The organism is Flavobacterium cryoconiti, assembly GCF_048158645.1.
Classification (GTDB): domain Bacteria; phylum Bacteroidota; class Bacteroidia; order Flavobacteriales; family Flavobacteriaceae; genus Flavobacterium; species Flavobacterium cryoconiti.
Window position 1 is genome coordinate 200,499 of sequence record NZ_JBLNKW010000004.1, and the last position, 23,845, is coordinate 224,343.

Annotated in this window: 13 protein-coding genes; all 13 read left to right on the forward strand. The window is 32.3% G+C overall.

Annotated features, from left to right (window positions below):
- Positions 1 to 527 precede the first annotated feature (527 nt).
- The 13 genes from ACM55H_RS07910 (at position 528) to ACM55H_RS07970 (ending at position 23,797) form a co-directional block, all read left to right on the forward strand.
- Positions 528 to 3,500, forward strand: coding sequence for a SusC/RagA family TonB-linked outer membrane protein (locus ACM55H_RS07910; RefSeq protein WP_416835992.1), 2,973 nt, complete (start codon positions 528 to 530; stop codon positions 3,498 to 3,500).
- 10 nt (positions 3,501 to 3,510) lie between these two features.
- Positions 3,511 to 5,025: a RagB/SusD family nutrient uptake outer membrane protein gene (locus ACM55H_RS07915; protein WP_416835994.1), complete on the forward strand. Its 1,515-nt coding sequence runs from the start codon at positions 3,511 to 3,513 to the stop codon at positions 5,023 to 5,025.
- A gap of 273 nt (positions 5,026 to 5,298) precedes the next feature.
- A complete protein-coding gene (locus tag ACM55H_RS07920; RefSeq protein ID WP_416835996.1) occupies positions 5,299 to 8,616 on the forward strand; it encodes a VCBS repeat-containing protein in 3,318 nt (1,105 codons plus the stop codon).
- On the forward strand, positions 8,609 to 11,869 hold the full coding sequence (locus ACM55H_RS07925; RefSeq protein ID WP_416835997.1) for a VCBS repeat-containing protein: 3,261 nt from the start codon (positions 8,609 to 8,611) through the stop codon (positions 11,867 to 11,869). The genes ACM55H_RS07920 and ACM55H_RS07925 overlap by 8 nt, the downstream gene beginning before the upstream one ends.
- A gap of 40 nt (positions 11,870 to 11,909) precedes the next feature.
- The gene (locus tag ACM55H_RS07930) at positions 11,910 to 13,265 is read left to right on the forward strand and encodes a vanadium-dependent haloperoxidase (RefSeq protein ID WP_416835998.1); all 1,356 of its coding nucleotides are present in this window, start codon (positions 11,910 to 11,912) and stop codon (positions 13,263 to 13,265) included.
- On the forward strand, positions 13,265 to 14,182 hold the full coding sequence (locus ACM55H_RS07935) for a GyrI-like domain-containing protein (protein ID WP_416835999.1): 918 nt from the start codon (positions 13,265 to 13,267) through the stop codon (positions 14,180 to 14,182). The genes ACM55H_RS07930 and ACM55H_RS07935 overlap by 1 nt, the downstream gene beginning before the upstream one ends.
- A gap of 141 nt (positions 14,183 to 14,323) precedes the next feature.
- Complete coding sequence (locus ACM55H_RS07940; protein WP_416836000.1) at positions 14,324 to 15,631, forward strand: MFS transporter; 1,308 nt, start codon at positions 14,324 to 14,326, stop codon at positions 15,629 to 15,631.
- Positions 15,624 to 16,799, forward strand: a complete 1,176-nt coding sequence (locus ACM55H_RS07945) for a glycoside hydrolase 100 family protein (protein ID WP_416836001.1) — start codon at positions 15,624 to 15,626, stop codon at positions 16,797 to 16,799. Before ACM55H_RS07940 ends, ACM55H_RS07945 begins: the two co-directional genes overlap by 8 nt.
- Before the next feature lies 1 nt (position 16,800).
- Complete coding sequence (locus ACM55H_RS07950) at positions 16,801 to 17,739, forward strand: carbohydrate kinase family protein (protein ID WP_416836002.1); 939 nt, start codon at positions 16,801 to 16,803, stop codon at positions 17,737 to 17,739.
- 33 nt (positions 17,740 to 17,772) lie between these two features.
- Positions 17,773 to 18,987, forward strand: a complete 1,215-nt coding sequence (locus tag ACM55H_RS07955) for an MFS transporter (protein WP_416836003.1) — start codon at positions 17,773 to 17,775, stop codon at positions 18,985 to 18,987.
- Positions 18,984 to 20,849: a trehalase family glycosidase gene (locus tag ACM55H_RS07960; RefSeq protein WP_416836004.1), complete on the forward strand. Its 1,866-nt coding sequence runs from the start codon at positions 18,984 to 18,986 to the stop codon at positions 20,847 to 20,849. Before ACM55H_RS07955 ends, ACM55H_RS07960 begins: the two co-directional genes overlap by 4 nt.
- Positions 20,850 to 20,923: 74 nt before the next feature.
- Positions 20,924 to 21,349, forward strand: coding sequence for a CBS domain-containing protein (locus ACM55H_RS07965; RefSeq protein WP_416836005.1), 426 nt, complete (start codon positions 20,924 to 20,926; stop codon positions 21,347 to 21,349).
- Positions 21,350 to 21,508: 159 nt separating this feature from the next.
- Positions 21,509 to 23,797 (forward strand): NADP-dependent malic enzyme, encoded by a 2,289-nt coding sequence (locus ACM55H_RS07970; protein ID WP_416836006.1) that lies wholly within the window; start codon positions 21,509 to 21,511, stop codon positions 23,795 to 23,797.
- Positions 23,798 to 23,845 lie beyond the last annotated feature (48 nt).

Consider the following 23,845-nt stretch of genomic DNA (forward strand, 5'->3'; position numbering starts at 1 on the left):
GCACTTTTTAATCTTTTTAAGAAATTGAAAGAGGTGTATTCGTGGCTTTTTTATGAAAATAGCTCAAAATTCTTCTTAAATAACCTCTTTTAAAATAAAATCATTACCATAAATAAATTCCTCAAAAAAAGGGGGATTCTTAATTAAGTAAGCCATCGGATTAGAAAGACTGCTAATTTTAGAATTAAAGGCTATCTGATAAATAAGTATGAAAAAGGCTTTTAGATTAAAGAATCTGCAGCGATTTTCGTTATAAAGCTTTTTTTTTGATATATGTTTAAATATTGAATATGGTAAATTGAGTCGAATTATGACAATGTGTTTTTTTTAACGCTTTTTTTTAAATTTTATATAATTTTAGTATTAATTTTTTGAAGTATTAATTTTAAAATCGAAAACGTTTTCGACTCAACGAAAACGTTATAGTTTGTAATTTTCTTAATTTTATCATAAAATTAGTATTATGTTTACCACATATTTTAAAACAAACCATTAAAACAAATTATTAACCAACTTATTTATTACGTATGAAAAATAGTCTATTAAAAGGCTTGATGGTGTTTCTAACGATGCTATGTACTAGTTTGACTTATTCGCAAGATGTGTCCGGTACGGTATCTGATGCTAGTGGTCCGCTTCCAGGGGCTTCTATATTAGTTAAAGGAACAACAAATGGAGCACAAACAGATCTCGATGGAAATTTTACTATCAAAAATGTTGGCTCAAACGCAGTTTTGATTTTTAGTTACATTGGTCTTAAAAGTCAAGAAGTAAATGTAGCAGGAAAAAGCTCAGTGAAAGTAATCTTAAAAGAAGACTCAGCTGAATTAAAAGAAGTAGTAGTTATTGGCTACGGTTCTGTTAAAAAGAAAGACGCGACTGGTGCAGTTGATCAAATTGGAGCTAAAGATTTTGATAATGTATCTTCTCCTTCGCCAGCTCAATTGTTGAGAGGTAAAGTAGCAGGTGTTCAGGTGACTCAGTCAAGTGGGGAGCCAGGAGCTGGGGTTGCTATTAGAGTTCGTGGAAATTCATCTATTCGTTCAGGAAACGGTCCATTAATTGTTATTGATGGTGTGCCATTAGATGGTGGAAATGTTTCTGGTGGTGGAGATGATTTATTAGGAGCGTCTTCAGCAAGAAACCCATTAAACTTTGTGAATCAAAATGATATTGAAAGTATAAGTGTATTGAAAGATGCTTCTTCTACTGCTATCTATGGTTCTCGTGGTGCTAATGGTGTAATTGTAATTACTACTAAAAAAGGAAAATCAAAAGAACCTCAATTAGCTTACAGTACATCAGTACAATTCAGCAAAATGGCTGGTAAATTTGGTGTAATGGGTGCAAATGAATTCGTTGCTGCCGGTGGAGTTGATAAAGGATCAAGAACTTATGATTGGAAAGATGCAGTTTTGCGTAATGGTTTTTCTATGAATCATGATTTGTCTTTTAGCAAAACAACTGAAAACTCTAATACTAGAGTATCTTTTGGTGCAGCTAATACAAACGGTATTGTTAAAAATTCAGGTTTAGATAAATACAGTGCTTCTGTTTATAATTCAAATGATTTCTTTGGTGGAGCTTTAAAAGTGGAATCAAGATTGATTTACGCTTCTATAAAAGATGAAACTACTTTGTTATCTAATAATGCAGGTTTTATTGGTAATTTAATTGGTACAGCATTGTATTGGAATCCTACATTGCCAATTTATAATACAAACGGTACTTATAATGTAGTAAGTAATACATATTTGAATCCAGTACAGTTATTAAATGCTTATAAAGATTACACTAATACTAATAAAGTTTTAGGAAGTATCAATACTACTTGGAAGATTAATAGTCACTTGAAATACCAATTCTTATTTGGTATAGAAAGTTCTAATTCTATTAGAAAAAGTCAACTATTGCCAACTATTGATATCTTGAATGTTGCTCAGGCAGCTGTTCCTGGTTCTACTCAAGTTAAACATGGTCAAGCTTCAATCAATAGTCAAAATAAGTTTAATAAAACTTTTGAGCATACATTGAATTACAATAATGACTTCGGTGATAACTTCAATTTAGATGCATTAGTAGGATATTCTTACTATGATTATACAGCTGATGGAAGTTTTTCAAGTGCTAAAGGTTTTGATATGGCTCAGACTAATTTGATTGATAATATCGAGGGTGGTCTTCAAAATGAATTTAGAGTTTCTTCTTATAGAAATAGAGTAGAATTACAATCTTATTTTGGGAGAGTAAATGCTACATTATACAAAAAATTAATTCTTACTGGAACTTTAAGATCTGATGGATCTACTAAATTAGGAGTAAATAATAAATACGATTATTTTCCATCAGTTGGTATAGCTTATAAAGTTGTAGACAACAAAGAAGGTATAGTAAACAGTTTCAAAATTAGAGGGAATTACGGTATTACAGGAAATCAAGAATTTGCTCCAAACTCAGCAATTTCAAGAGGGTCTTACGGAATCAACGGTACTTTGGGAGTAGATACTAATTCAAATGCTGATTTGAGATGGGAAACTACTAAGTCATATGGTGTAGGAACTGATTTCGAGTTGTTCAACAATAAATTGACAGGTTCATTGGATTATTTCCAAAGAGATACTAAGGATTTAATTTTCCCAGTACCTGCAGCAGCTACGCAACCAGGACCACCGTCTCCACGTTTCAAAAACTTACCTGGAAACTTAATCAACAAAGGAGTTGAGGTAGCTTTGAGCTATAAAGTAATTGACAAAGAAGATTTGACTTGGGATATCTCAGGAAATGCATCTTTCTTAAGCAATGAAGTTAAAAACTTTGCTGGTTTTATCTCTACAGGAGGATTGAACGGTCAAGGATTATCAGATGCTTATGCGCAGGTAATTACTAATAATCATCCAGCATATACTTATTACATGTATGAGTGGAGAGGGTATGATGCTAATGGGAATTCTATCTATGCTGATGCTTCTGGTAATGATACAGGTTTAGGTACTGCTGCTAAAAAATTATTGAATAAACAACCTTTACCAAAAATAAATGTTGGTTTCTCTACTAGTCTTACTTTTAAAGGATTTGATGCTAGTGCTTCTTTTTATGGTGCATTTGGTCATTATATCTATAATAATACAACTAATGCTTATTTCTTCAAAGGTGCTTTCCTTGGAGGTAGAAACGTTACTCAAGAAGCAGCAACTTCTCCTCAAGCACAAGGAGATCCAAACTCACCATCTACTAAATATTTAGAAAAAGGTGATTTCTTAAGAATGGGTAATTTAACATTTGGTTACACAGTTAAAGGAGATGTTTTAGAGAAATTTAAAATTAAAACAGCTCGTTTCTATGTTAATGCATCAAATTTATTTATAATTACAGGTTATTCAGGTTCTGATCCTGAGGTTGATACTGATAAATCATTGAATGGTGTACCTTCTGCTGGTATGGAGTATTTATCTTATCCAAGAGAGAAAAGTGTAGCTGTTGGGCTTAACGTAACATTTTAATTAAAAAACAATGAAAAGAAATAATATTATAAAAAGCATCTTATTTGCCAGTACAATTGTACTAGGAGTAAGTTGTACTAATCTAGATGAAGAAGTATTAGATGGTGTAGTTATTAACAATACTGCAGGAGGTACAGTAAATACTGCATCTTTATTAACTAATGCATACAATGGATTAAGAGGTTTTCAAGATCAGGACAAAATGTTCGCCTTAGATGAAATGTCATCTGATGCTTTAGTTGGACCTACTCGTGGTGGTGACTGGGATGATAATGCAAAATGGAGACAATTGCATACCCATACTTGGGCACCGGATAATAATGAGATTAGAGGAGCATGGAACTCTTTATTGTCAAACGTTTACAATTGTAATTTGGTTGTTGAAAACGGTACTGCATCTGAAGTAGTTCAAGCACGTTTTTTAAGAGCATTTTATTATTATAATGTAGTTGATTTATACGGTCAAGCACCTTACAGAGAAGCGGGTTCTTCATTGGAAGCGGATCCTAAAGTTTGGACTAGACAAGAAGCAACTGCTTTTATAATAAGCGAATTAGAAGCGATAGTTGGAAGTTTACCTGCTCGTGTTGCTGGTGATGCTAGTATTGCAAACAAAGATGCCGCGCACTTTTTATTAGCTAAAATATATTTAAACAAAGGGGTTTTCAATGCGGCTGATGCTGCTGGACCTTATGTTTTTGACGCAGCTGATATGACAAAAGTCGTTTCAAATGTTGATGCAATAAGTAGCTCTTTGGCAACTGATTATTGGGATAACTTTAAACCAGACAACAATACATCTCCAGAGATATTATTCTCTTCTAAAAATTTAAGAGGTGGTGCCGGTGGAGGTATTCAATCAAGATGGAGAATGGGTATGCATTACAATCAAACTCCTGATGGATGGAATGGTTTTGCTACTGTAGCCGAATATTACAACAAGTTTAATCCTAATGACAGACGTATTAAAAATGCAGATCCAGCGATTATTGCAGCTTTTGGTAACAATGTTGGATTTCAAGTTGGTCAAATGTACAAACCAGGTGGTGTAATTCCATTGCAAGATAGAAATGGTCATCCATTAGTTTATACTGCTGCATTAACTTTGATTACGGGCGGTGCTACTTTAGAAACTGCAGGTATTAGAAGTCAAAAATATATTCCGGATGTTACTAACTTAGGTACTCCAGAAAATGACTATGAATTGATGCGTTATTCTGATGCTTTATTGATGAAAGCTGAAGCTATATTAAGAGGTGGAGCAGGAAGTATTGGAACTATTATGACTGATATTGCTGCTAGGTCAGGTCAAGCTGCCTCTCCTGCAACTTTGGATGGCGTATATCTTGAAAGAGGTAAAGAGTTATGGTATGAAGGATGGAGAAGAAATGATATGATTCGTTTTGGGAAATTCCTTGCTGCAAGAGAATTGAAACCTTACGTATCTGATAATAGATATGCTTTGTTTCCTATACCAGCAGATGCTTTGTTTAATGCGAATTTAAAACAAAATCCTGGTTACTAATAGTTTACAATTAATTATGTTTTGAGTTAGTTATAAAGAGGGTATTTTAATACCCTCTTTTATTTTTTATTCTAACTAGTTTTTTTATTTTTTTTAATTTTATCGTAGTAGTTTTTTAGTAACTAAAAAGGTTAACAATCATTAGATTACAAGAAAAAACAAACCTTTTTTTAGTTTCAAAAACAACTATTTATTTGCAGTATTAATTTTTTTATATAATGAATTATATATAAATTGGTCAATTATAATTACCTAATCAAATAGTTTTTAAATATGCCTAATCGTATTATTTTATTTTTACTTCTAGTTTTAATTTTCTCCAATTGTTCTAAAGAAAATGCAACAAATGAGAATGCCCTATTCTCTAAATTAGAGTCTTCAAATACCGGAATTAATTTTGTAAACGAAGTTAAAAATGGTGCTGATATGAATATATTCAAATACCGAAATTTTTATAATGGTGGGGGTGTAGCTATAGGGGATATCAATAATGATGGACTTTCAGATGTGTTTTTTACATCTAATCTAGGGGCTGACAAACTTTATTTGAATAAAGGTAATTTCAAATTTGAAGATATTTCTAAGAAAGCAGGAGTCGAAGGAAATAAGTCATGGTCAACTGGTGTCGTAATGGTTGACATTAATGGAGATGGACTTCTTGATATTTATGTTTGTAGTGCTGGGAATAACATTAATTCAATAAGAAAAAGCCAACTTTTTATTAATAACGGTAACTTGACTTTTACTGATAAGGCTGAACAATACAATCTTGCTGACACTGGTATTACAACTCATGCCGCTTTTTTTGATTATGATAAAGATGGTGATTTAGATTGTTATATTTTAAATAACAGTTTTATTCCTGTGAGTAGTCTCAACTACTCCAATAAACGCGAACTCCGTGATAAAGATTGGGATGTTGCCGATATTCTTAAAGGAGGAGGAGATAAATTACTGAGAAATGACAATGGAAAATTTACTGATGTTAGTAAAGAAGCCGGGATATATGGAAGTCTTATTGGTTTTGGTTTAGGTGTTACCGTAGGGGATGTAAATGGAGATTTATATCCGGACATTTATATTTCAAATGATTTTTATGAAAGAGATTATTTATATATCAATAATAAAAACGGAACTTTTACGGAACAAATTCAAGGTTGGGCTTCTCATATCAGTCAATCTTCTATGGGTGCTGATATGGCCGATATAAATAATGATGGTAAAGCTGATATATTCGTTACTGATATGTTACCAGAACATGATGAACGCTTGAAGACTACAACAAATTTTGAAAACTATGATTTATATCTTAGAAAAATAAATTTAGATTTTTTCAATCAATATATGCAAAATACTTTGCAGCTTAATAATGGAAACAATCAATTCCTTGAAATAGCGAATTATGCCGGTGTTGCCAAAACAGATTGGAGTTGGGGAGCTTTGATGTTTGATATGGATAATGATGGTTACAAAGATATATATGTTTGTAACGGAATTTATCATGATTTGACTAATCAGGATTTTGTTGATTTTTTCGCAAATGAATTTATGCAAAAAATGATTGTTACTGGCAAAAAAGAACAAATAGAGACCATTATCAATAAAATGCCAAGTACACCAATACCTAATTATGCATTTAGAAATAATAAAAATCTAACATTTACTAATGAAGCCAAAAACTGGGGACTCGATACGCCAAGTTTTTCAAATGGAGCGGCCTATGGAGATTTAGACAATGATGGTGATCTGGATTTGATTGTCAATAATGTGAATATGGAAGCTTTTGTTTATAAAAATAATTCCGAAAAAAATAAAGAAAATCATTTTGTAAAAGTCAAATTGAAAGGAGATAACGAAAATAGATTTGGAGTAGGAAGTGTTGTTCAATTATTTTCGGGGAAAGAGATTTTAAGACAAGAGTTAATTCCTTCTAGAGGTTTTCAATCTTCAATTGATTATGTTATGACTTTTGGAATTGGAACTAAAAAAATAGATTCTTTGGAGGTAATTTGGCCTAACGGTAAATTTCAAACTATTAAAAAAATAAAAAATAACTGTACACTCAATTTGAATATTGCAGACGCAAAATCAAGTTTTGTTCCCAAAACAGACAAGTCGAAATCATTATTATCTGAAAAGAAAAGTCAATTCTTAGCAAACAAAGAAAATGATTATATCGATTTTGATTATGAAGGTTTGATTTCAAAAGAACTTTCACAGGAAGGGCCTTCACTTGATGTAGCAGATATTAATGGAGATGGAAATGAGGATGTTTTTATTGGTGGGGCCAAAGGGCAAGGTGGAAAAATCTATTTAAATAATGGAAACGATAATTATACAATTACTAGTCAAAAAGATTTAGACAGCGATGCCATTTATGAGGATACTGCCGCTAGTTTTTTTGATGCAGACGGTGATGGCGATCAGGATTTATTAGTTGGTTCCGGTGGGAACGAAAAATCAGATCAAGCGAATTACAAAAACAGATTGTATTTGAATAATGGAAAAGGAATTTTCACAAAAAGCAAATCCAATATTCCTACAACCAATAATAATGTATCCGTAATAGCTTCAAACGATTTTGATAATGATGGTGATATTGATGTTTTTATTGGTAGTCGAAGCGTTCCCGGTGTTTATGGGATTGATCCAAAGCAATTATTACTAGAAAATGATGGTAAAGGAAATTTCACGAATGTTACTGATAAAAAAGCTTTCAAATTGAATGAAGTAGGAATGATTACAGATGCAGTTTGGGAAGATATAGATAATGATGGTAAAAAAGATTTAATAATTGTAGGCGATTGGATGGCACCGCGAATATTCAAAAATACAGGAAGAAGATTAGCAGATTATAAATCAAATTTAACTGAATATAAGGGTTTTTGGAATGCAATCAGTTGTGTAGATTTGAATAATGATGGTAAGAAAGACTTGGTTCTTGGGAATAAAGGAACTAATATGTCTTATAAAGCCTCGAGTATTAATCCAATGCGATTGTTTATAAATGATTTTGATAATAATGGGACTATCGAGCAAATCGCAACTCGTTCTATTGATAATAAAGATATACCAATTCATTTAAAACAGGAATTAGCGAAACAAATACCCTCAATAAAAAAGAAGAATTTAAGTTATGCGGACTATTCCAAAAAATCATTTCAGGAATTATTTGCTCAAGATGTAGTTGATAATTCTATTCAAAAATCAGTGACTATTCAAGAGAGTGTAATTGCTATTAATAAAGGAAACGGAAAATTTGAGGTGAAAGTACTACCAAAAGAAGTTCAGTTTTCGTGTGTAAATACGATTTGTGTGGTAGATGTGAATAAAGATGGAATCTTAGATTTGATTTTGGGAGGAAATCAATATGAATTTAAACCACAATTTTCAAGATTAGATGCTAATTATGGCAGTGTTCTTTTAGGTTCAAGAAACGGTACTTTTTCATGGTTGCCTTACAATAAATCAGGATTCTTTATCAAAGGCGAAGTAAAGCATGTTAAAACAATAAAAAATAAGAATAACACTATTTCAATAATAGCTGTTGTAAATGATAATACTCCTAAAATATTTAAAAGCAATGAATAATTTTTTTAGAATAGGATTGGCTTCATTGCTAATTGTTAGTTGTTCCAAAAAACAAGATCAATTATTTGAAAAGTTATCTCCAGAAAAAAGTAACATCACATTCAATAATAAGCTCGATCCTTCAAAAAATATCTCTATTTTAGATTATCTCTATTATTATAATGGTGGAGGTGTGGCTCTTGGAGATATCAATAATGATGGTTTGGTTGATGTGTATTTTACTTCTAATCAAGGTAAAAATAAATTGTATCTAAACAAAGGCAATAATAAATTTGAAGATATTACTGCAAAAGCCGGAGTTGAAGGACAAAGTGATTGGAATTCGGGTACTATCATGGCAGATGTTAATGGAGATGGATATTTAGATATTTATGTTTGTGCGGTTGTTGGAATCAATGGCTTTGAAGGACACAATGAATTGTTCATCAATAACAAGAATAATACATTTACTGAAAGTGCAGCTGAATACGGATTAGATTTAGATAATTACAGTTCATCGGTTGCGTTTTTTGATTACGATAATGACGGGGATTTAGATATGTATTTATTAAATCATGCTGTTCATTCTGAATTATCATTTGGAAATGCTGAAATTAGAAATAAAAGAAGCTATGAATGTGGAGATAAATTATTTAGAAATGATAACAACAAATTTGTTGATGTAAGCGAGCAAGCAGGAATTTTTGGTGGAGCTAATGGATATGGTTTAGGATTAGCAGTTTCTGATTTCAATTTAGATGGTTATCCTGATATTTATGTTTGCAATGATTTTCATGAAGATGATTATTATTACTTAAATAATGGAGATGGTACTTTTACCGAAAGTTTAAAGAAGCATTTTGGTCATACCAGTAGATTTTCGATGGGTGTAGATGTTGCGGATATTAATCACGATGGCTTTCCTGATATAATGACCTTGGACATGCTTCCAGAAGATGAAAAAGTTTTGAAATCTTCATTAGGGGATGATAATGCACAGATGCTCAAAATGAGAACCGAGAAATTGGGGTATCATTATCAGTACACCAGAAATATGTTGCAATTGAATCAAGCTGGAAATCATTTTACAGAAACTGCTTTATTAAGTGGTGTAGCAGCTACGGATTGGAGTTGGAGCACTTTATTTGCTGATTATGACGAGGATGGTGAGCAAGATATATTTGTATGTAATGGAATTCCAAAACGTCCAAACGATTTAGATTATGTGAAATATTTTTCAAATGATCAGATTAAAAGTAAAATTAGTACCACTAAATTGCTGGATAAAGAAGCTTTAAAGAAGATGCCAAAAGGGAATGTGACTAATTATGTTTTCCAAGGGTCAAAAGATTTAATGTTCAAAAACAGATCGAAAGATTGGATTGAAAATGACTCAATAATTTCTAATGGAAGTGGTTATGCTGATATTGACAATGATGGCGATTTAGATGTTATTACTAATAATTTGAACAGTGTTGCATCAGTATATATAAATCAAACTAATAAAAATTCTAATTATTTAAAATTAAAATTGCAGTTTGAAGGAAAAAATACTTTCGGAATAGGCACCAAAGTAATTTCGTATTCTAAAGGCAAAAAACAATTCAAGGAACTACAAACTACAAGAGGATTTCAATCATCTTCTGAGCCTATGATTCATTTTGGATATGGTAAAACAAAAACTATAGATTTGTTAGTAGTTATTTGGCCGGATAAAACATACCAAACACTTAAGAATGTTAAAACCTGTCAAACATTAACCATAAAACCAAACAGTAATAGAAAGGTTTTCGATTATAATAAATTGCATCCTGCAGTTATTCCTGTTTTCAAAAAGGTTGTGAATAATTTAGGAATCGACTTCACGCATCAAGAAAATGATTATATCGATTTTGTTTTTCAAAAATTAATTCCTTACCAACGTTCAGATCGTGGTCCGGCAACGGCAATAGGGGATTTAAATGGAGATGGTAAAGATGATATTTTCTTTGGCGGAGCCAAAAATAAAAAAGCTGCTATTTATATTCAAAATCAAAAAGGATTTGCTAAAAAGTCTTATAACGAAATTGAAAATGACTCTGTTTTTGAAGATGCTTCAGCGATAATAGGTGATTTTAACAATGATAAAATTAACGATTTATTTGTGGCTTCCGGAGGCGGGGAAAATGCTTCTAATTTGCAAGACCGATTATATTTAGCCAATAAGGGACAATTAGTAAAAACGATTTTGCCAAATTTAGTTCAGAATGCTTCAGTTATAAAAATGTTCGATTATGATAAAGATGGTGATTTAGATGTTTTTATTGCTAATAATTCGATGAACAATAGATTTGGAAGTATGCCGGATTGTTATTTATTGAACAATAATAAAGGTGTTTTTTCTATTGTAGAAAGTAAAACTTTTTCAAAAATAGGAATGGTTACGGATGTTCTTTTTGATGATTTTAATAAAGATGGCAAAGTCGATATTATTGCAATAGGAGAATGGATGAAACCAACGTTTTTTGCAAATACAAATGGGAAATTCAAAGATGTAACTGAAACTGTTTTCCCTGAAAAAAGCAATGGATTATGGCAATCTATTATCCCTTTTGATATTGATAACGACGGTGATCAGGATTATTTAGTTGGAAATTGGGGAATGAATTCAAAATTCAAAGCTTCACAAGAGTTTCCTATGAAAATGTATTATGACGATTTTGATGGTAATGGTTCTTTTGAAACTATTGTGGCTAAAGAGAAAAATGGGAAATACTACACGACCTTGGGATTGGATGAATTAGCGGAGCAATTTAGTGGAATGCTTAAGAAGAAATTTAATAGCTATAAATCATTTGCCGGTAAAACATTAGAAGAGGTTTTTGATCCAAAAATGCTTGAAAAAGCAAAATTATATGAAGTACATAATCTGAAATCGGGCTATTTAAGAAACGATAAAGGGAAATTTACTTTTGTTGCTTTCTCTAATAAAATGCAAGTAGCACCAATTACCTGTTTTGTAAAATCAAATTTTGATTCTGATAAAAAAGAAGAAGTTTTTGCAGCAGGAAATTATTTTGGAGTTTCACCTTATCACAGCCGATTTGATGGATTTTCAGGAGCTTTAATAAAAAATGAAAAAACAATCTATTTAGGAAATCAAATTGGTATCGATTTAACTCAGAAGGCAGTTAAGCATTTGGATATTATCAATTTCAATGGAAAAAAATATTTGTTGATTACCATTAATAATAGTAAAGCAGAGGTTTATGAAATGCCAATGATTAAAAATTAATTTAAAAAATATTACAAACAAAATAATTAAACAAAATAAAATGAAATCTAAAATTTATCTTTTAGGACTTATAACGCTCTTTTTTATTTCTTGTAAAAAAGAGAATTCAATTAAGGTTACAGCAAATGATTACTGCGCTGCAGTGGATACAGTAACGGGAATTATGGTTCATGATATTTTTTCACCTCCCGTTGCGAGTAGAATTTACGTTTATCCTAATATTGCAGCCTATGAGATTATGGCTCAAAACAGTACTAAATACCAAAGTCTGCAAGGGCAATTAAAAGGATTAGATTCTATCCCTAAACTTGATCCGAAAAGTGGTGTTAACAAAAATTTAGCGGCGCTTGTTGCTCATATTGAAGTGAGTAAAATGTTAATTTTTTCTGAAGATGCGTTAGGAAAATACAGAGATAGTTTATACGAAAAATGGGAAAATGAGAATGCTAAGGAATTCCTGGTTTCTAAAGATTATGGCTTAAAAGTGGCTGATCGAATAAAAAAGTGGATGGGAAAAGACAATTACAAGCAAACCCGAACTTTTTCAAAATTTTCTGTTTATGCTAATCAACCAGGAAGATGGCAACCTACTCCACCAGCTTATATGGATGCAGTTGAGCCACATTGGGGTGAAATAAGAACGTTAGTTATGGATTCAGCTTCTCAATTTAAACCAATTGCACCTTATCCTTTTTCTACAGATAAAAAGTCTGCTTTTTACAAAGATGCTAAGGAAACCTATGATGTAGGAAATATGATTTCCGAAAAATTAATCCTTATGGAGAAAAATAAAAGTAATGTAATTCCAGAAGAATCCGCAATTTGCACTTTTTGGGATTGTAATCCTTATGCTACCGTAACCCAAGGACACATGATGTTTGCCAAGAAGAAAAACTCACCGGATGCACATTGGATGAATATAACTAAAATTGCGTTGAAAAAAAACAAATCTGATTTTGAAACTGCCGTTTTTGCTTATACCAAAACCTCGATTGGAGTTTTTGAAAGTATTATCAGTTGTTGGAATGAAAAATTTAGAAGTAATGTAGTTAGACCTGAAACCTATATTAATCAAAATATTGATGAGAACTGGAGGCCTCAATTGCAAACTCCTCCTTTCCCAGAATATACCAGTGGGCATTCAGTTATTTCTTCTTGCTCTTCACTGATTTTAACTTCTATTTTTGGAGATAATTTTAGTTACATTGATGATTCTGAAGTTCCTTTCGGCTTACCAAAAAGACCTTTTAAATCATTTAAGCTAGCTGCAGCAGAAGCCTCAATTAGTAGGTTGTACGGAGGTATTCATTACAGAGCAGCAATTGAAAATGGCGTTGCACAAGGTAATAATATTGGAAATTATTTGAATAAAAAATTAAAGATGCTTAAAAAATAATGATAGTCAGAAAAAAAATTATATTAGGATTTAGTGCAATTTTTTTAGTCTTTTTAATTTGGTATTTATTTATTAAAAAAAGTGATTATAGTATTTCATTTAAAGTTAATACTGCTACAGGAACTATTTTTCAGGGTATTCAAGAATGGTCTGAGATTCAGTTAGTAAATCAAAAAGAAAATTATACCACTCTGGAAAAGAAAAATTTTGATTTCATCAAACAAGAAATGGAAAAAGGGAATGTCCATATGGAATATACTTGGGAAATGAGCTCAATTGATGATTCGATAACTGCAGTGACAGTTGGTATAAAAGATTTAAATAATAGTTTATTCAATAGACTTACGGCTCCTTTTTACAGTACTAGTTTTAAAGTGGAGCAAATTAAAAAAGTAACTGATTTTAAAAACGGCTTAAACAATCATATAAAAAACTTTAGAGTCAAAATTGATGGTGAAGGTACTTCTGAAGAAACATTTGTAGCGTATTTAAACCTTACAAGTGTATTACAGGAAAAAGCACAAAGCATGATTGCCAATGATGGAATTATAACAGGTTTTTTACAACAGAACAATATTAAGATAATAGGAAGACCTTATTTAGAAATTGAAAGTTGGGATCTTGATAAAGAAACGATTAACTTTAATTATTGTTTTCCAATTGATAAGAAAACCAAAATTATCGAAAATGAGCTTGTTAAATTCAAAAAATTGCCAGCCATAAGAGGTTTGAAGGCTACCTATTATGGGAGTTTCAGGACTTCAGACAGAGCTTGGTTTGCATTATTGGATTATGCTAAAAATCATAACTACAAATTAGAAAATAAACCATTAGAAAATTTTCTTGCAAATCCTTTTAATGGAGGCGATGAATTAGAATGGGAAGCAAAAATAATTATTCCATTTGCAAAAAAATAAAGGTTAAAAATTTAGATTATTTTAACATTTCGAAAACGTTTTCGGTTATTCCGAAAACGTTTTTGTTTTAATTATGTATTGAATTGGGAATTTTAAAATTAAATTTAAAAAAAATTAACAAACCAATACATTAACCAAAAAATGGGAAGTAAAATAAAATTAGATTTTTGGCAAATTTGGAATATGAATGTCGGTTTTTTTGGTATTCAATATAGTTTTGGTCTGCAACAAAGTGCAGTTAATCCAATTTATGATTTTTTAGGTGCTAGCCCAGATCAAATTCCTTTGTTAAATCTTGCTGGACCCATGACAGGTTTATTAATACAACCTCTTATTGGTGCATTGAGTGATAAGACTTGGCACCCGAGGTGGGGAAGACGCAAGCCTTATTTTTTTATTGGCGCTATGATGTGTAGTCTTGCCTTATTGTTGTTTCCGTTTAGTAGTTCTTTATGGATGGCTGCGGGGTTACTTTGGATATTAGACGCAGGCAATAATACCGCAATGGAGCCTTATAGAGCTTTCATTGCTGATAAACTTGATGACGAGCAACTGCCTTTAGGTTTTCAGATGCAAAGTTTTTTTACAGGGTTGGGGCAAACCTTAGCCAATTTATCTTTATTTATATTTCCGCTGATTATAGTGGGAAAAACGGGTTCGCTGCCCACTTGGGTTTATGCTTCATTCTTTTTAGGAGCAGTTTGTTCTATTGGAACAATTTGGTGGAGTATGAAAACAACAAAAGAAATTCCACCTACAGCCGAAGAGCTTTTGTATATTAAATCAAATAAAGGCGGGGTATTCGATCCGCTGATAGAAATTTTTTCTGCAATTGGCGAGATGCCTAAAGTCATGTGGCAATTGTCTTTAGTCTATCTCTTTCAATGGTACGCTTTGTTTTGTTATTGGCAAAATTCTTCTAAAAGTATAGCTTTATCCGTTTGGGATGCTACCCCAAAAAGTAATCCTGAAGCTTATGAAGCAGCAGTTGGATGGACAGGATTAGTTAATGGATGGTATAATGTTGTGACTTTTTTGACGGCATTTGCATTAGTAGGATTTGCAAAAAGATACAGCCCCAAAACAGTGCATGCGTTTTGCTTGTTTGTAGCGGCAATTGGTCTTTTGGTTTTTCCACACATACATGATAAGAATTTATTGTTTTTTGCGATAACTGGTTTTGGTATAGGCTGGGCCAGTATGATGGGGATACCTTATTTAATGGTTGTTTCAGATATCCCAAAAGAAAGATATGGGGTCTACATGGGTATTATAAATATGATGATTGTTATTCCAATGATTATTCAAAATGTGTCATTTGGATATATCTTAAAGCATTTTTTGAATAATGATTCCCGATTAGCGATAACTTTTGCGGGTGTATTATTGATTATTAGTGCCGTATGTACCTTATTTATTAAAACCAAAAAACAAGAATTAAGTGAATGATTTAAATTATATAAAAGCAATTGAATTACTGCAAAGAGCATCTTCATCTGAAGGCTTTTTAGCAAGTGCTCAAGATATTTCTAATTATAAAAGAGTTTGGGCGCGCGATGGTGTGATTTGTGGATTAGCTGCTTTGGCTTCAGGAGAGAATGATTTAATTGAGACTTTTCGTAAAACATTAGAAACATTAGCCCACAATCAACATTATAATGGAACTATTCCATCAAATGTAATGACGAATGATGATGCTGTTGAAGTTAGTTATGGCGGTTTAGCGGGAAGAGTTGATGCTGTTACTTGGTTTATTATAGGGATTTGCCAATATGCTTTCTATAAAAATGATATCACTTTCGTGAAAAAATACGAAAGTAATATTCAAAAATGCTTGCAGCTCTTAGAAGCTTGGGAATTCAATAATAAACATTTATTGTATGTGCCTCTTTCAGGAAACTGGGCGGATGAGTACATAACTGACGGCTATGTTTTATATGATCAATTGCTTAGGATATGGGCACTGAAAAGTTATAATCATTTTGCAAAAAACAATGCGATTGCTTCTAAAATTGAAAAAATTACCGAGCAACTTGAAATTAATTTTACTCCAAATTCAGTTGGAGAGAAATACCACGAAAGAGCTTATAACGAAGCAAATATTCAAGAATTCATGCCTTGTTCTTTTTCACCGGCAGGTTATAAAACACAATTTGATGCTTTCGCCAATTCCTTGGCTTTGTATTTAAATATTGGGAATGAAGATTTCCAAAAAAGTATTTTGGAACATGCCGTGAAACTTTCTAATGAAAGACCTTTGAAATTAATACCGGCTTTTTGGCCAGCAATTGAAGAAAGCGATTTAGATTGGAATTTGCTCAAAAATAATTGCAAATATGAATTCAGGAATTATCCAAATGAGTTTCATAATGGAGGAAGTTGGTCCATGGTGAATGGTTTTTTTGGTTTGGCTTTGCTAGCCAAAGAAAAAAGAGAGGAAGCGACCCAACTTTTGAATGCCATAAATGAAGCAAATGCTATTGAAAATTTTAGCTTTTATGAAAATTTCAATAGTGAAACCAAATCGCCAAACGGAGTTCCGTTTTGTGCATGGAGTGGTGCAGCAGCAGTAATGTTGCATCAAAGTATACATACAAATTTTAAATTTTTAGTTTAAATTGGAAAAAACAATAGACATAATATGCGCAGGAGAAGTATTGATTGACTTTATTGGTCATGAAGTAAATACTTCAATAAACAGAACAAAAGATTATCACCGTTTTCTAGGTGGTTCACCAACAAACGTAGCAGTGAATGCTGCAAGATTAGGGTTGAAATCCGTATTAGTAGCCACTTGCGGTCAGGATGGTTTGGGAGAATATATTGTTCGAAAACTAAAACTAAATAATGTAATTACTTCCCAAATCAGAAAATCAGAAACTGAACCGACCTCCGTTATTTTTGTATCAAAATCTACTGGAACGCCAGATTTTATTCCTTACAGGGAAGCAGATTATCAAATAAAACAAAGTCAAATTCCAGAGGAATTACTGGAAAGTGCCAAAATCTTTCATACTACTTGTTTTGCTTTAAGCATAAATCCGGCTCGAACAACGATTCTAGAAAGTGCCAAAAAAGCAAAAGCATTGGGATTACAAACGAGTATCGATATTAATTTTTCGGAAAGAATATGGCCTGATAGAGAAGAAGCAAAACAAGTTTTAAGAGAATATTTGTCAACTAATCCTCTTGTGAAACTAAGTGAGGATGATTGTTACAGACTTTTTTCGGAAGCCAAAACTGAAGATTATATTTTCGAATATTTCCATGAATTAGGCGCTTCGACTATTTGCCTGACAAAAGGAAAAGACGGTGTAGTATTATCGGATAAAAATTTCGGAATGTTTCACCAAAAAGCCTCGCATATAGATGACATAAAAGATACAACAGGAGCAGGAGATGCTTTTTGGACTGGTTTTTTATACGCACAATTATTGAATAAAAATTTTGAAGAAACAATAACGATAGCTCAAAAATTAGCTGTTTTGAAGCTTCAAAATGTGGGGAGATTGCCAGAAGGAATTAATATTCAAGAGTATTTGAATACTGATTCATAAAAACTAAATTAACAGATTTTAAGAACTAGGAAAATGAAAAAAAACGCTGTCAAAATTGCGATGTATCTCAATTATTTTGTGTTTGCAATATTATTAAATAGTGTTGGGATTGTTATACTAAAATCGCAAGCAAATTATGGAGTAGATGAATTGCAAGCCAGTATTCTCGAAGCATTCAAAGATCTGCCTATTGCGATAGTTTCTTTTTTGATAGCGTCATTTTTGCCAAGAATAGGGTACAAAAGAGCCATGCTAATTGGTTTAGCATTGGTTTCCGTAGCTTGTGTTAATATGTATTTTGGAAATTCGTTTGACACCGCAAAAATACTTTTTGCAACTGTTGGAGTTTCCTTTGCTTTGATAAAAGTCTCCGTTTATTCCCTAATTGGGACAGTTACAGAAAATCAGAAAGAGCATAATAGTTTGATGAGTAGCATTGAAGGTGTTTTTATGATAGGAATTGCCTTGGCTTACTTTTTATTTCCTGCTTTTAATTCGGATATAAATCCAGACTCATGGTTAAATGTGTATTGGTTGTTGGCCGGAATTTCATTAATATCATTTGGATTTTTATTTTTTACCAAATTTGAAAATCAAACCGAAATTCCTGGAGTTAATCTGGTCGATGACTTTGCACAAATGTTCAAATTATTTGCTCAGCTTCTAACAATCGTTTTTGTAATTAGTGCTTTTTTGTTTGTAATGATAGAACAAGGGATAATGTCTTGGTTGCCTACATTCAATAGTAAAGTGTTGCATTTGCCACAAAATATTAGTATTATGATGGCGAGTATATTGGCAATTACTTTAGCCACTGGACGACTTTTAGCGGGTGTGATTACAAAAAAAATAAATTGGATTTGGGTGCTCAGTTTTTGTATTGTAATGGCCATGTTAATAGTTGTTTTTCTGCTTCCAAAAACAGTTGGGTTAGAGGTGAAAGAAATTAATTCACTTAGCGATATTCCATTAATAGGATTTGCATTTCCATTAGTTGGACTCTTTATTGCGCCGATTTATCCGCTTTTAAATTCGGTTGTTTTGAGTGCTTTGCCAAAGAAACTACACAGTTCAATGACGGGTTTAATTGTTGTTTTCTCAGCTCTTGGCGGTACTCTTGGATCTAGAATTATTGGTTATTTATTCAAAAATGAAGGTCCTGAAAATGCATTTTTCTATACTTTAATTCCAATGTCATTATTGCTTGTTTCATTTTTTATATTAAAAAAACTTACTTCTAAAATATGAATTTCTTAATTAACATAGACAAGGTATTTCATGAATTACTACTTCAGGAAGATACCGATAAAGATAAAAAAATCACTAAAGATGATAATGGACCTAAAAAGTTCACTTTAGTTGATGAAAACACAAAACAAGAAATTGTTATTGAGGGAACGTATCATTTGTCAAATTTACTTCAGGAATTAGCTTTATTAAAAGAAAACAAAGTGAATAAAGGGGAGATAGATTTGAGCCGTATTCAAGAAAATCCTGTAGAACGAATTTCGAGAAAAATTAGAGAAGACTATTGGAATGAATTGACCAGAACTATTGATAGAAAAGGTTTAGATCAAATTCTCCAGGACGAGAAAACGACCAATGAAGTTCCTACACTTTATGTTTCGGCGAAGGACAAGCAAGGTGTAGCCTATTTTCAGGAATTGGAAAAAGAACTTCAGAATTTTAAAGTAGGTATTTTGCCCGAAAATTTCTCGATGGAATATGTAGATACATTAAATAAAAAACCGGGTATTTTGGCTTTGGCTTTAGAGCAAAAAATATACAGTTTACAGGGAGTGCCTTTCGTGGTTCCCGGAGGAAGATTTAATGAAATGTATGGTTGGGATAGTTATTTTATTGGAGTTGGTTTGATTATAGATAATCAACTGGAAAAAGCAATGTCAATTGCCGAAAACTTTAAATATCAAATCATACATTACGGTAAGATTCTAAATGCGAATAGAAGTTATTACTTAACGAGAACACAACCACCTTTATATTCTTCATTATTAATTGAAATTGTAAAAAAGAAAGTACCTAGTTTAGAATGGTTGAGAAGTCATTTGGAAACAGTTATTTTGGAATATAATGCGGTTTGGATGGTTCAAGGAAAAAGATTAACGCCAACTGGTTTAAATCGATACAAAGCTGATGGAGTTGGAATGCCATTTGAAGTAGAACCTGGTCATTTTGATGATGTTTTAGAGCCTTATGCTAAAAAATACAATTTACCAATCCGAGAGTTTGAAAAACAATATTTAAACCGAACTCTTGTTGATGCGGAGCTTGACGTCTATTTTGTCCATGATCGTAGCTTGAGAGAAAGCGGTCACGATACTACCGATAGACTTATAAATACGTGTGCTAATTTAAACTCGGTAGATATCAATAGTTTTCTTTATAAATACGAAAAGGACATTGCGTATTTGATAAAAGAGTATTTCAATAATTTTTTCCAAGTTGGAGATGTAAAGTATACTTCTGAAGAATGGGAACAAAAAGCACTTTTTAGAAAAGAGAAAATTGATGAATTGTGCTGGAATGAAGAATCAAGCATGTATTTTGATTATGATTTTGTAAATAAAAGACAATTTCCATTTGAAGCAGCAACTACATTTTTTCCTTTATGGGCTGGGTTGTGTAATGAACACCAAGCTAAAAAATTAGTAGAAATAGCTTTGCCGCAATTTATAAAAACAGGAGGAATTACAGGAAGTACCAAAGCGAGTAGTGATAGTTTTTCAAAAGATGCTCCACAGCGACAATGGGATTACCCATTTGGTTGGGCACCACATCAAATGTTATTGTGGGAGGGTTTGATTAAATATAAATTCTTTAATAAGGCTCAAGAAATGGTCTACAGATGGTTGTGGTTAATCACTAAAAATGCGGTTGAATATAACGGAACCATTCCTGAAAAATTTGATTTAGAAATCAGTTCACATAAGGTTTTTGCTGAATATGGTAATGTAGGAACCGAATTTGATTATATTGCCAAGGAAGGATTTGGTTGGGTAAATGCATCGTATCAATACGGGTTGCAAATATTGAGTGACAATTTAAAACAAGAACTAAATAAGCTGACTTCGCCCGATGAATTATTTTAATGTGAAATAAATAAATAAATTGAGCATTTGAATACTATTTTTTTTAACTTTATAATAAATTAAACTTATTTATTATGACTGTTAATCAAATATTAAGCACAAAAGGAAAGGAAGTTTATTCCATACTTTCCACTAACACTGTATACGAAGCATTGACAGTGATGAGCGAAAAAAACATTGGAGCGATTCTTATCATCGAAGATGGGGTTTTGAAAGGTGTTTTGTCTGAAAGAGATTATGCCCGAAAAATTGTTTTGAAAGCTAAATCTTCAAAGAAAGCGTTGGTTCATGAAATTATGGAGGTAGCTGTAGTTACAGTAAAACCTTCCGATAATTTAGATTATTGCATGGAATTAATGAGTACTAAAAGAGTGAGACATTTGCCTGTTTTAGAAAACGATACTGTAATAGGAATTATATCCATAAGTGATGTTGTAAAAGCAATAATCGAAATCCAAAAAGATACGATTCAACATTTAAACTCTTACATTACCCAATAGAAGTAAATAGTCCAATTCATATAATAGCTGCGATTTTTTGCAGCTATTTTTATTTGTATGTACTGGTGCGAGTCTGTTTTTTTATAAAAGAATAGGATAAAAGCTAACTTTTTAAGCCAAGTCTTCTATCTTTGTATGATAGAATAAAATCTAAAAACAATGGACAAAAACAGCAAAAGAAGAGAAGCATTATTATACCACGCAAAGCCAACTCCTGGTAAAATTCAGGTAGTTCCCACTAAGAAATATGCAACACAAAGAGATTTATCTTTGGCTTATTCCCCTGGTGTAGCCGAGCCATGTTTAGAGATTGCAAAAGATGTTAATAATGTTTATAAATATACTGCAAAAGGAAATTTAGTTGCTGTAATTACTAATGGTACCGCGGTATTAGGGCTTGGAGATATTGGTCCTGAAGCATCTAAGCCAGTAATGGAAGGTAAGGGATTATTATTTAAAATTTTTGCTGATATTGATGTATTTGACATTGAAATTGGGACAAAGGATATTGAGGAATTTATCCAGACCGTTAAAAATATAGCACCAACTTTTGGTGGAATTAATTTGGAAGATATTAAGGCTCCGGAGTCTTTTGAAATAGAAAGAAGATTGGTTGAAGAGCTTAATATTCCAGTAATGCATGATGATCAACACGGAACAGCTATTATATCATCAGCTGCTTTGTTGAATGCCTTAGAACTGGCTAATAAAAAATCAGAAGATGTAAAAATGGTTGTTTCAGGAGCGGGTTCTGCTGCTCTTGCCTGTGCCGATTTATATGTTTTATTAGGAGTAAAAGTTGAAAATATATTGATGTTTAACAGTAAAGGAGTTTTGACGAAAGACAATCCTTCTCTTTCTGTTTTGCAACAAAAATATGCCAGAGACATAAAACCAATGAGTCTTGAGGAAGCATTAGTTGGTGCTGATATCTTTTTAGGTTTGTCGACAGGAGGGATTATGTCTCCGCAAATGTTGATGGGAATGACAGAAAATCCAATCGTTTTTGCAATGGCAAATCCAGATCCTGAAATTGATTATAATCTTGCTGTTGCAACTCGGAAAGATGTTATTATGGCTACGGGACGCTCTGATTTCCCTAATCAGGTGAATAATGTTCTTGGATTTCCTTATATTTTTAGAGGAGCACTTGATGTTCGTGCAACCAAGATAAACGAAGCTATGAAAATGGCCGCTGTAAAAGCGCTAGCTTTATTGACAAAAGAATCAGTTCCTGAACAAGTAAATGTTGCTTATGGGGCTACAAAATTAAATTTTGGCAGAGAATATATCATCCCAAAACCATTTGATCCAAGATTAATAACTATTGTTGCGCCTGCTGTTGCAAAAGCTGCGATGGATTCAGGAGTAGCGTTAAATCCTATTACGGATTGGAAAAAGTATGAAGAAGAGCTTTTAGATCGTTTGGGGAATGATAACAAAATGGTTCGTTTGATTACCAATAGAGCCAAAATGGATCCAAAAAGAATCGTTTTTGCCGAAGCAGATCAGTTGGCAGTTCTAAAAGCGGCTCAAATTGTGTTAGAAGAAGGGATTGGCTTTCCGATTTTATTAGGGAATAAAGAAATTATTTTAGAATTAAAAGAAGAACTAGGTTTTGATGCCGATGTTCAAATTATAGATCCTAAAATAAAAGAAGAGGAATCCAGAAGAAACAGATTTGCAAATACCTACTGGTCATCCAGACAAAGACGTGGAATATCGTTATTAGATGCTCAGAAATTAATGCGTGAAAGAAACTATTTTGCAGCCATGATGGTTAATGAAGGTGAAGCTGATGCATTGGTTACAGGGCATTCCAGAAGTTATCCGTCTGTTGTGAAACCAATGTTGCAACTTATTGAAAAAGCGCACGGTGCTTCTCTCGTTGCCACTACAAATATGATGATGACGGCCCGTGGGCCAATGTTTTTGTCAGATACGGCTATAAACATAAATCCATCAGCTGATGATTTGGCTAAAATTGCAATTATGACTGCAAAAACGGCTAGAATGTTTGGAGTGGAGCCAGTAATTGCAATGATATCGTATTCGAATTTTGGTTCTTCAACAAATGAAAGTGCTGCAAAAGTAAGAGAAGCAGTATCTTATTTGCATAAAAACCATCCTGATATGGTTATTGATGGAGAAATTCAAGCTGATTTTGCGTTGAATCCAGAAATGTTGAAAGAAAAATTTCCGTTTTCAAAACTAGCAGGTAAAAAAGTAAATACTTTAATTTTTCCTAATTTGGAATCGGCTAATATTACCTATAAACTTTTGAAAGAATTAAATAAAGTTGATTCAATAGGGCCTATCATGTTAGGAATGGGAAAACCGGTTCACATATTTCAATTAGGAGCAAGTGTAGAAGAGATGGTGAATATGGCAGCTATTGCTGTTATTGATGCTCAAGAAAAAGAGAAGAAAAAAATAAATATAGGGTAATGCTTCTTTGATGAAAAGAACATTTAAATAGATGAATTTAGTTAAATT

Bases quoted from the DNA above. Each gene is read 5' to 3' on its own strand.
- ACM55H_RS07935 (WP_416835999.1), top strand. From the start codon at position 13,265: ATGATAGTCAGAAAAAAAATTATATTAGGATTTAGTGCAATTTTTTTA.
- ACM55H_RS07970 (WP_416836006.1), top strand. From the start codon at position 21,509: ATGGACAAAAACAGCAAAAGAAGAGAAGCATTATTATACCACGCAAAG.
- ACM55H_RS07915 (WP_416835994.1), top strand. From the start codon at position 3,511: ATGAAAAGAAATAATATTATAAAAAGCATCTTATTTGCCAGTACAATT.
- ACM55H_RS07920 (WP_416835996.1), top strand. From the start codon at position 5,299: ATGCCTAATCGTATTATTTTATTTTTACTTCTAGTTTTAATTTTCTCC.
- ACM55H_RS07910 (WP_416835992.1), top strand. From the start codon at position 528: ATGAAAAATAGTCTATTAAAAGGCTTGATGGTGTTTCTAACGATGCTA.
- ACM55H_RS07955 (WP_416836003.1), top strand. From the start codon at position 17,773: ATGAAAAAAAACGCTGTCAAAATTGCGATGTATCTCAATTATTTTGTG.
- ACM55H_RS07965 (WP_416836005.1), top strand. From the start codon at position 20,924: ATGACTGTTAATCAAATATTAAGCACAAAAGGAAAGGAAGTTTATTCC.
- ACM55H_RS07925 (WP_416835997.1), top strand. From the start codon at position 8,609: ATGAATAATTTTTTTAGAATAGGATTGGCTTCATTGCTAATTGTTAGT.
- ACM55H_RS07960 (WP_416836004.1), top strand. From the start codon at position 18,984: ATGAATTTCTTAATTAACATAGACAAGGTATTTCATGAATTACTACTT.
- ACM55H_RS07930 (WP_416835998.1), top strand. From the start codon at position 11,910: ATGAAATCTAAAATTTATCTTTTAGGACTTATAACGCTCTTTTTTATT.
- ACM55H_RS07940 (WP_416836000.1), top strand. From the start codon at position 14,324: ATGGGAAGTAAAATAAAATTAGATTTTTGGCAAATTTGGAATATGAAT.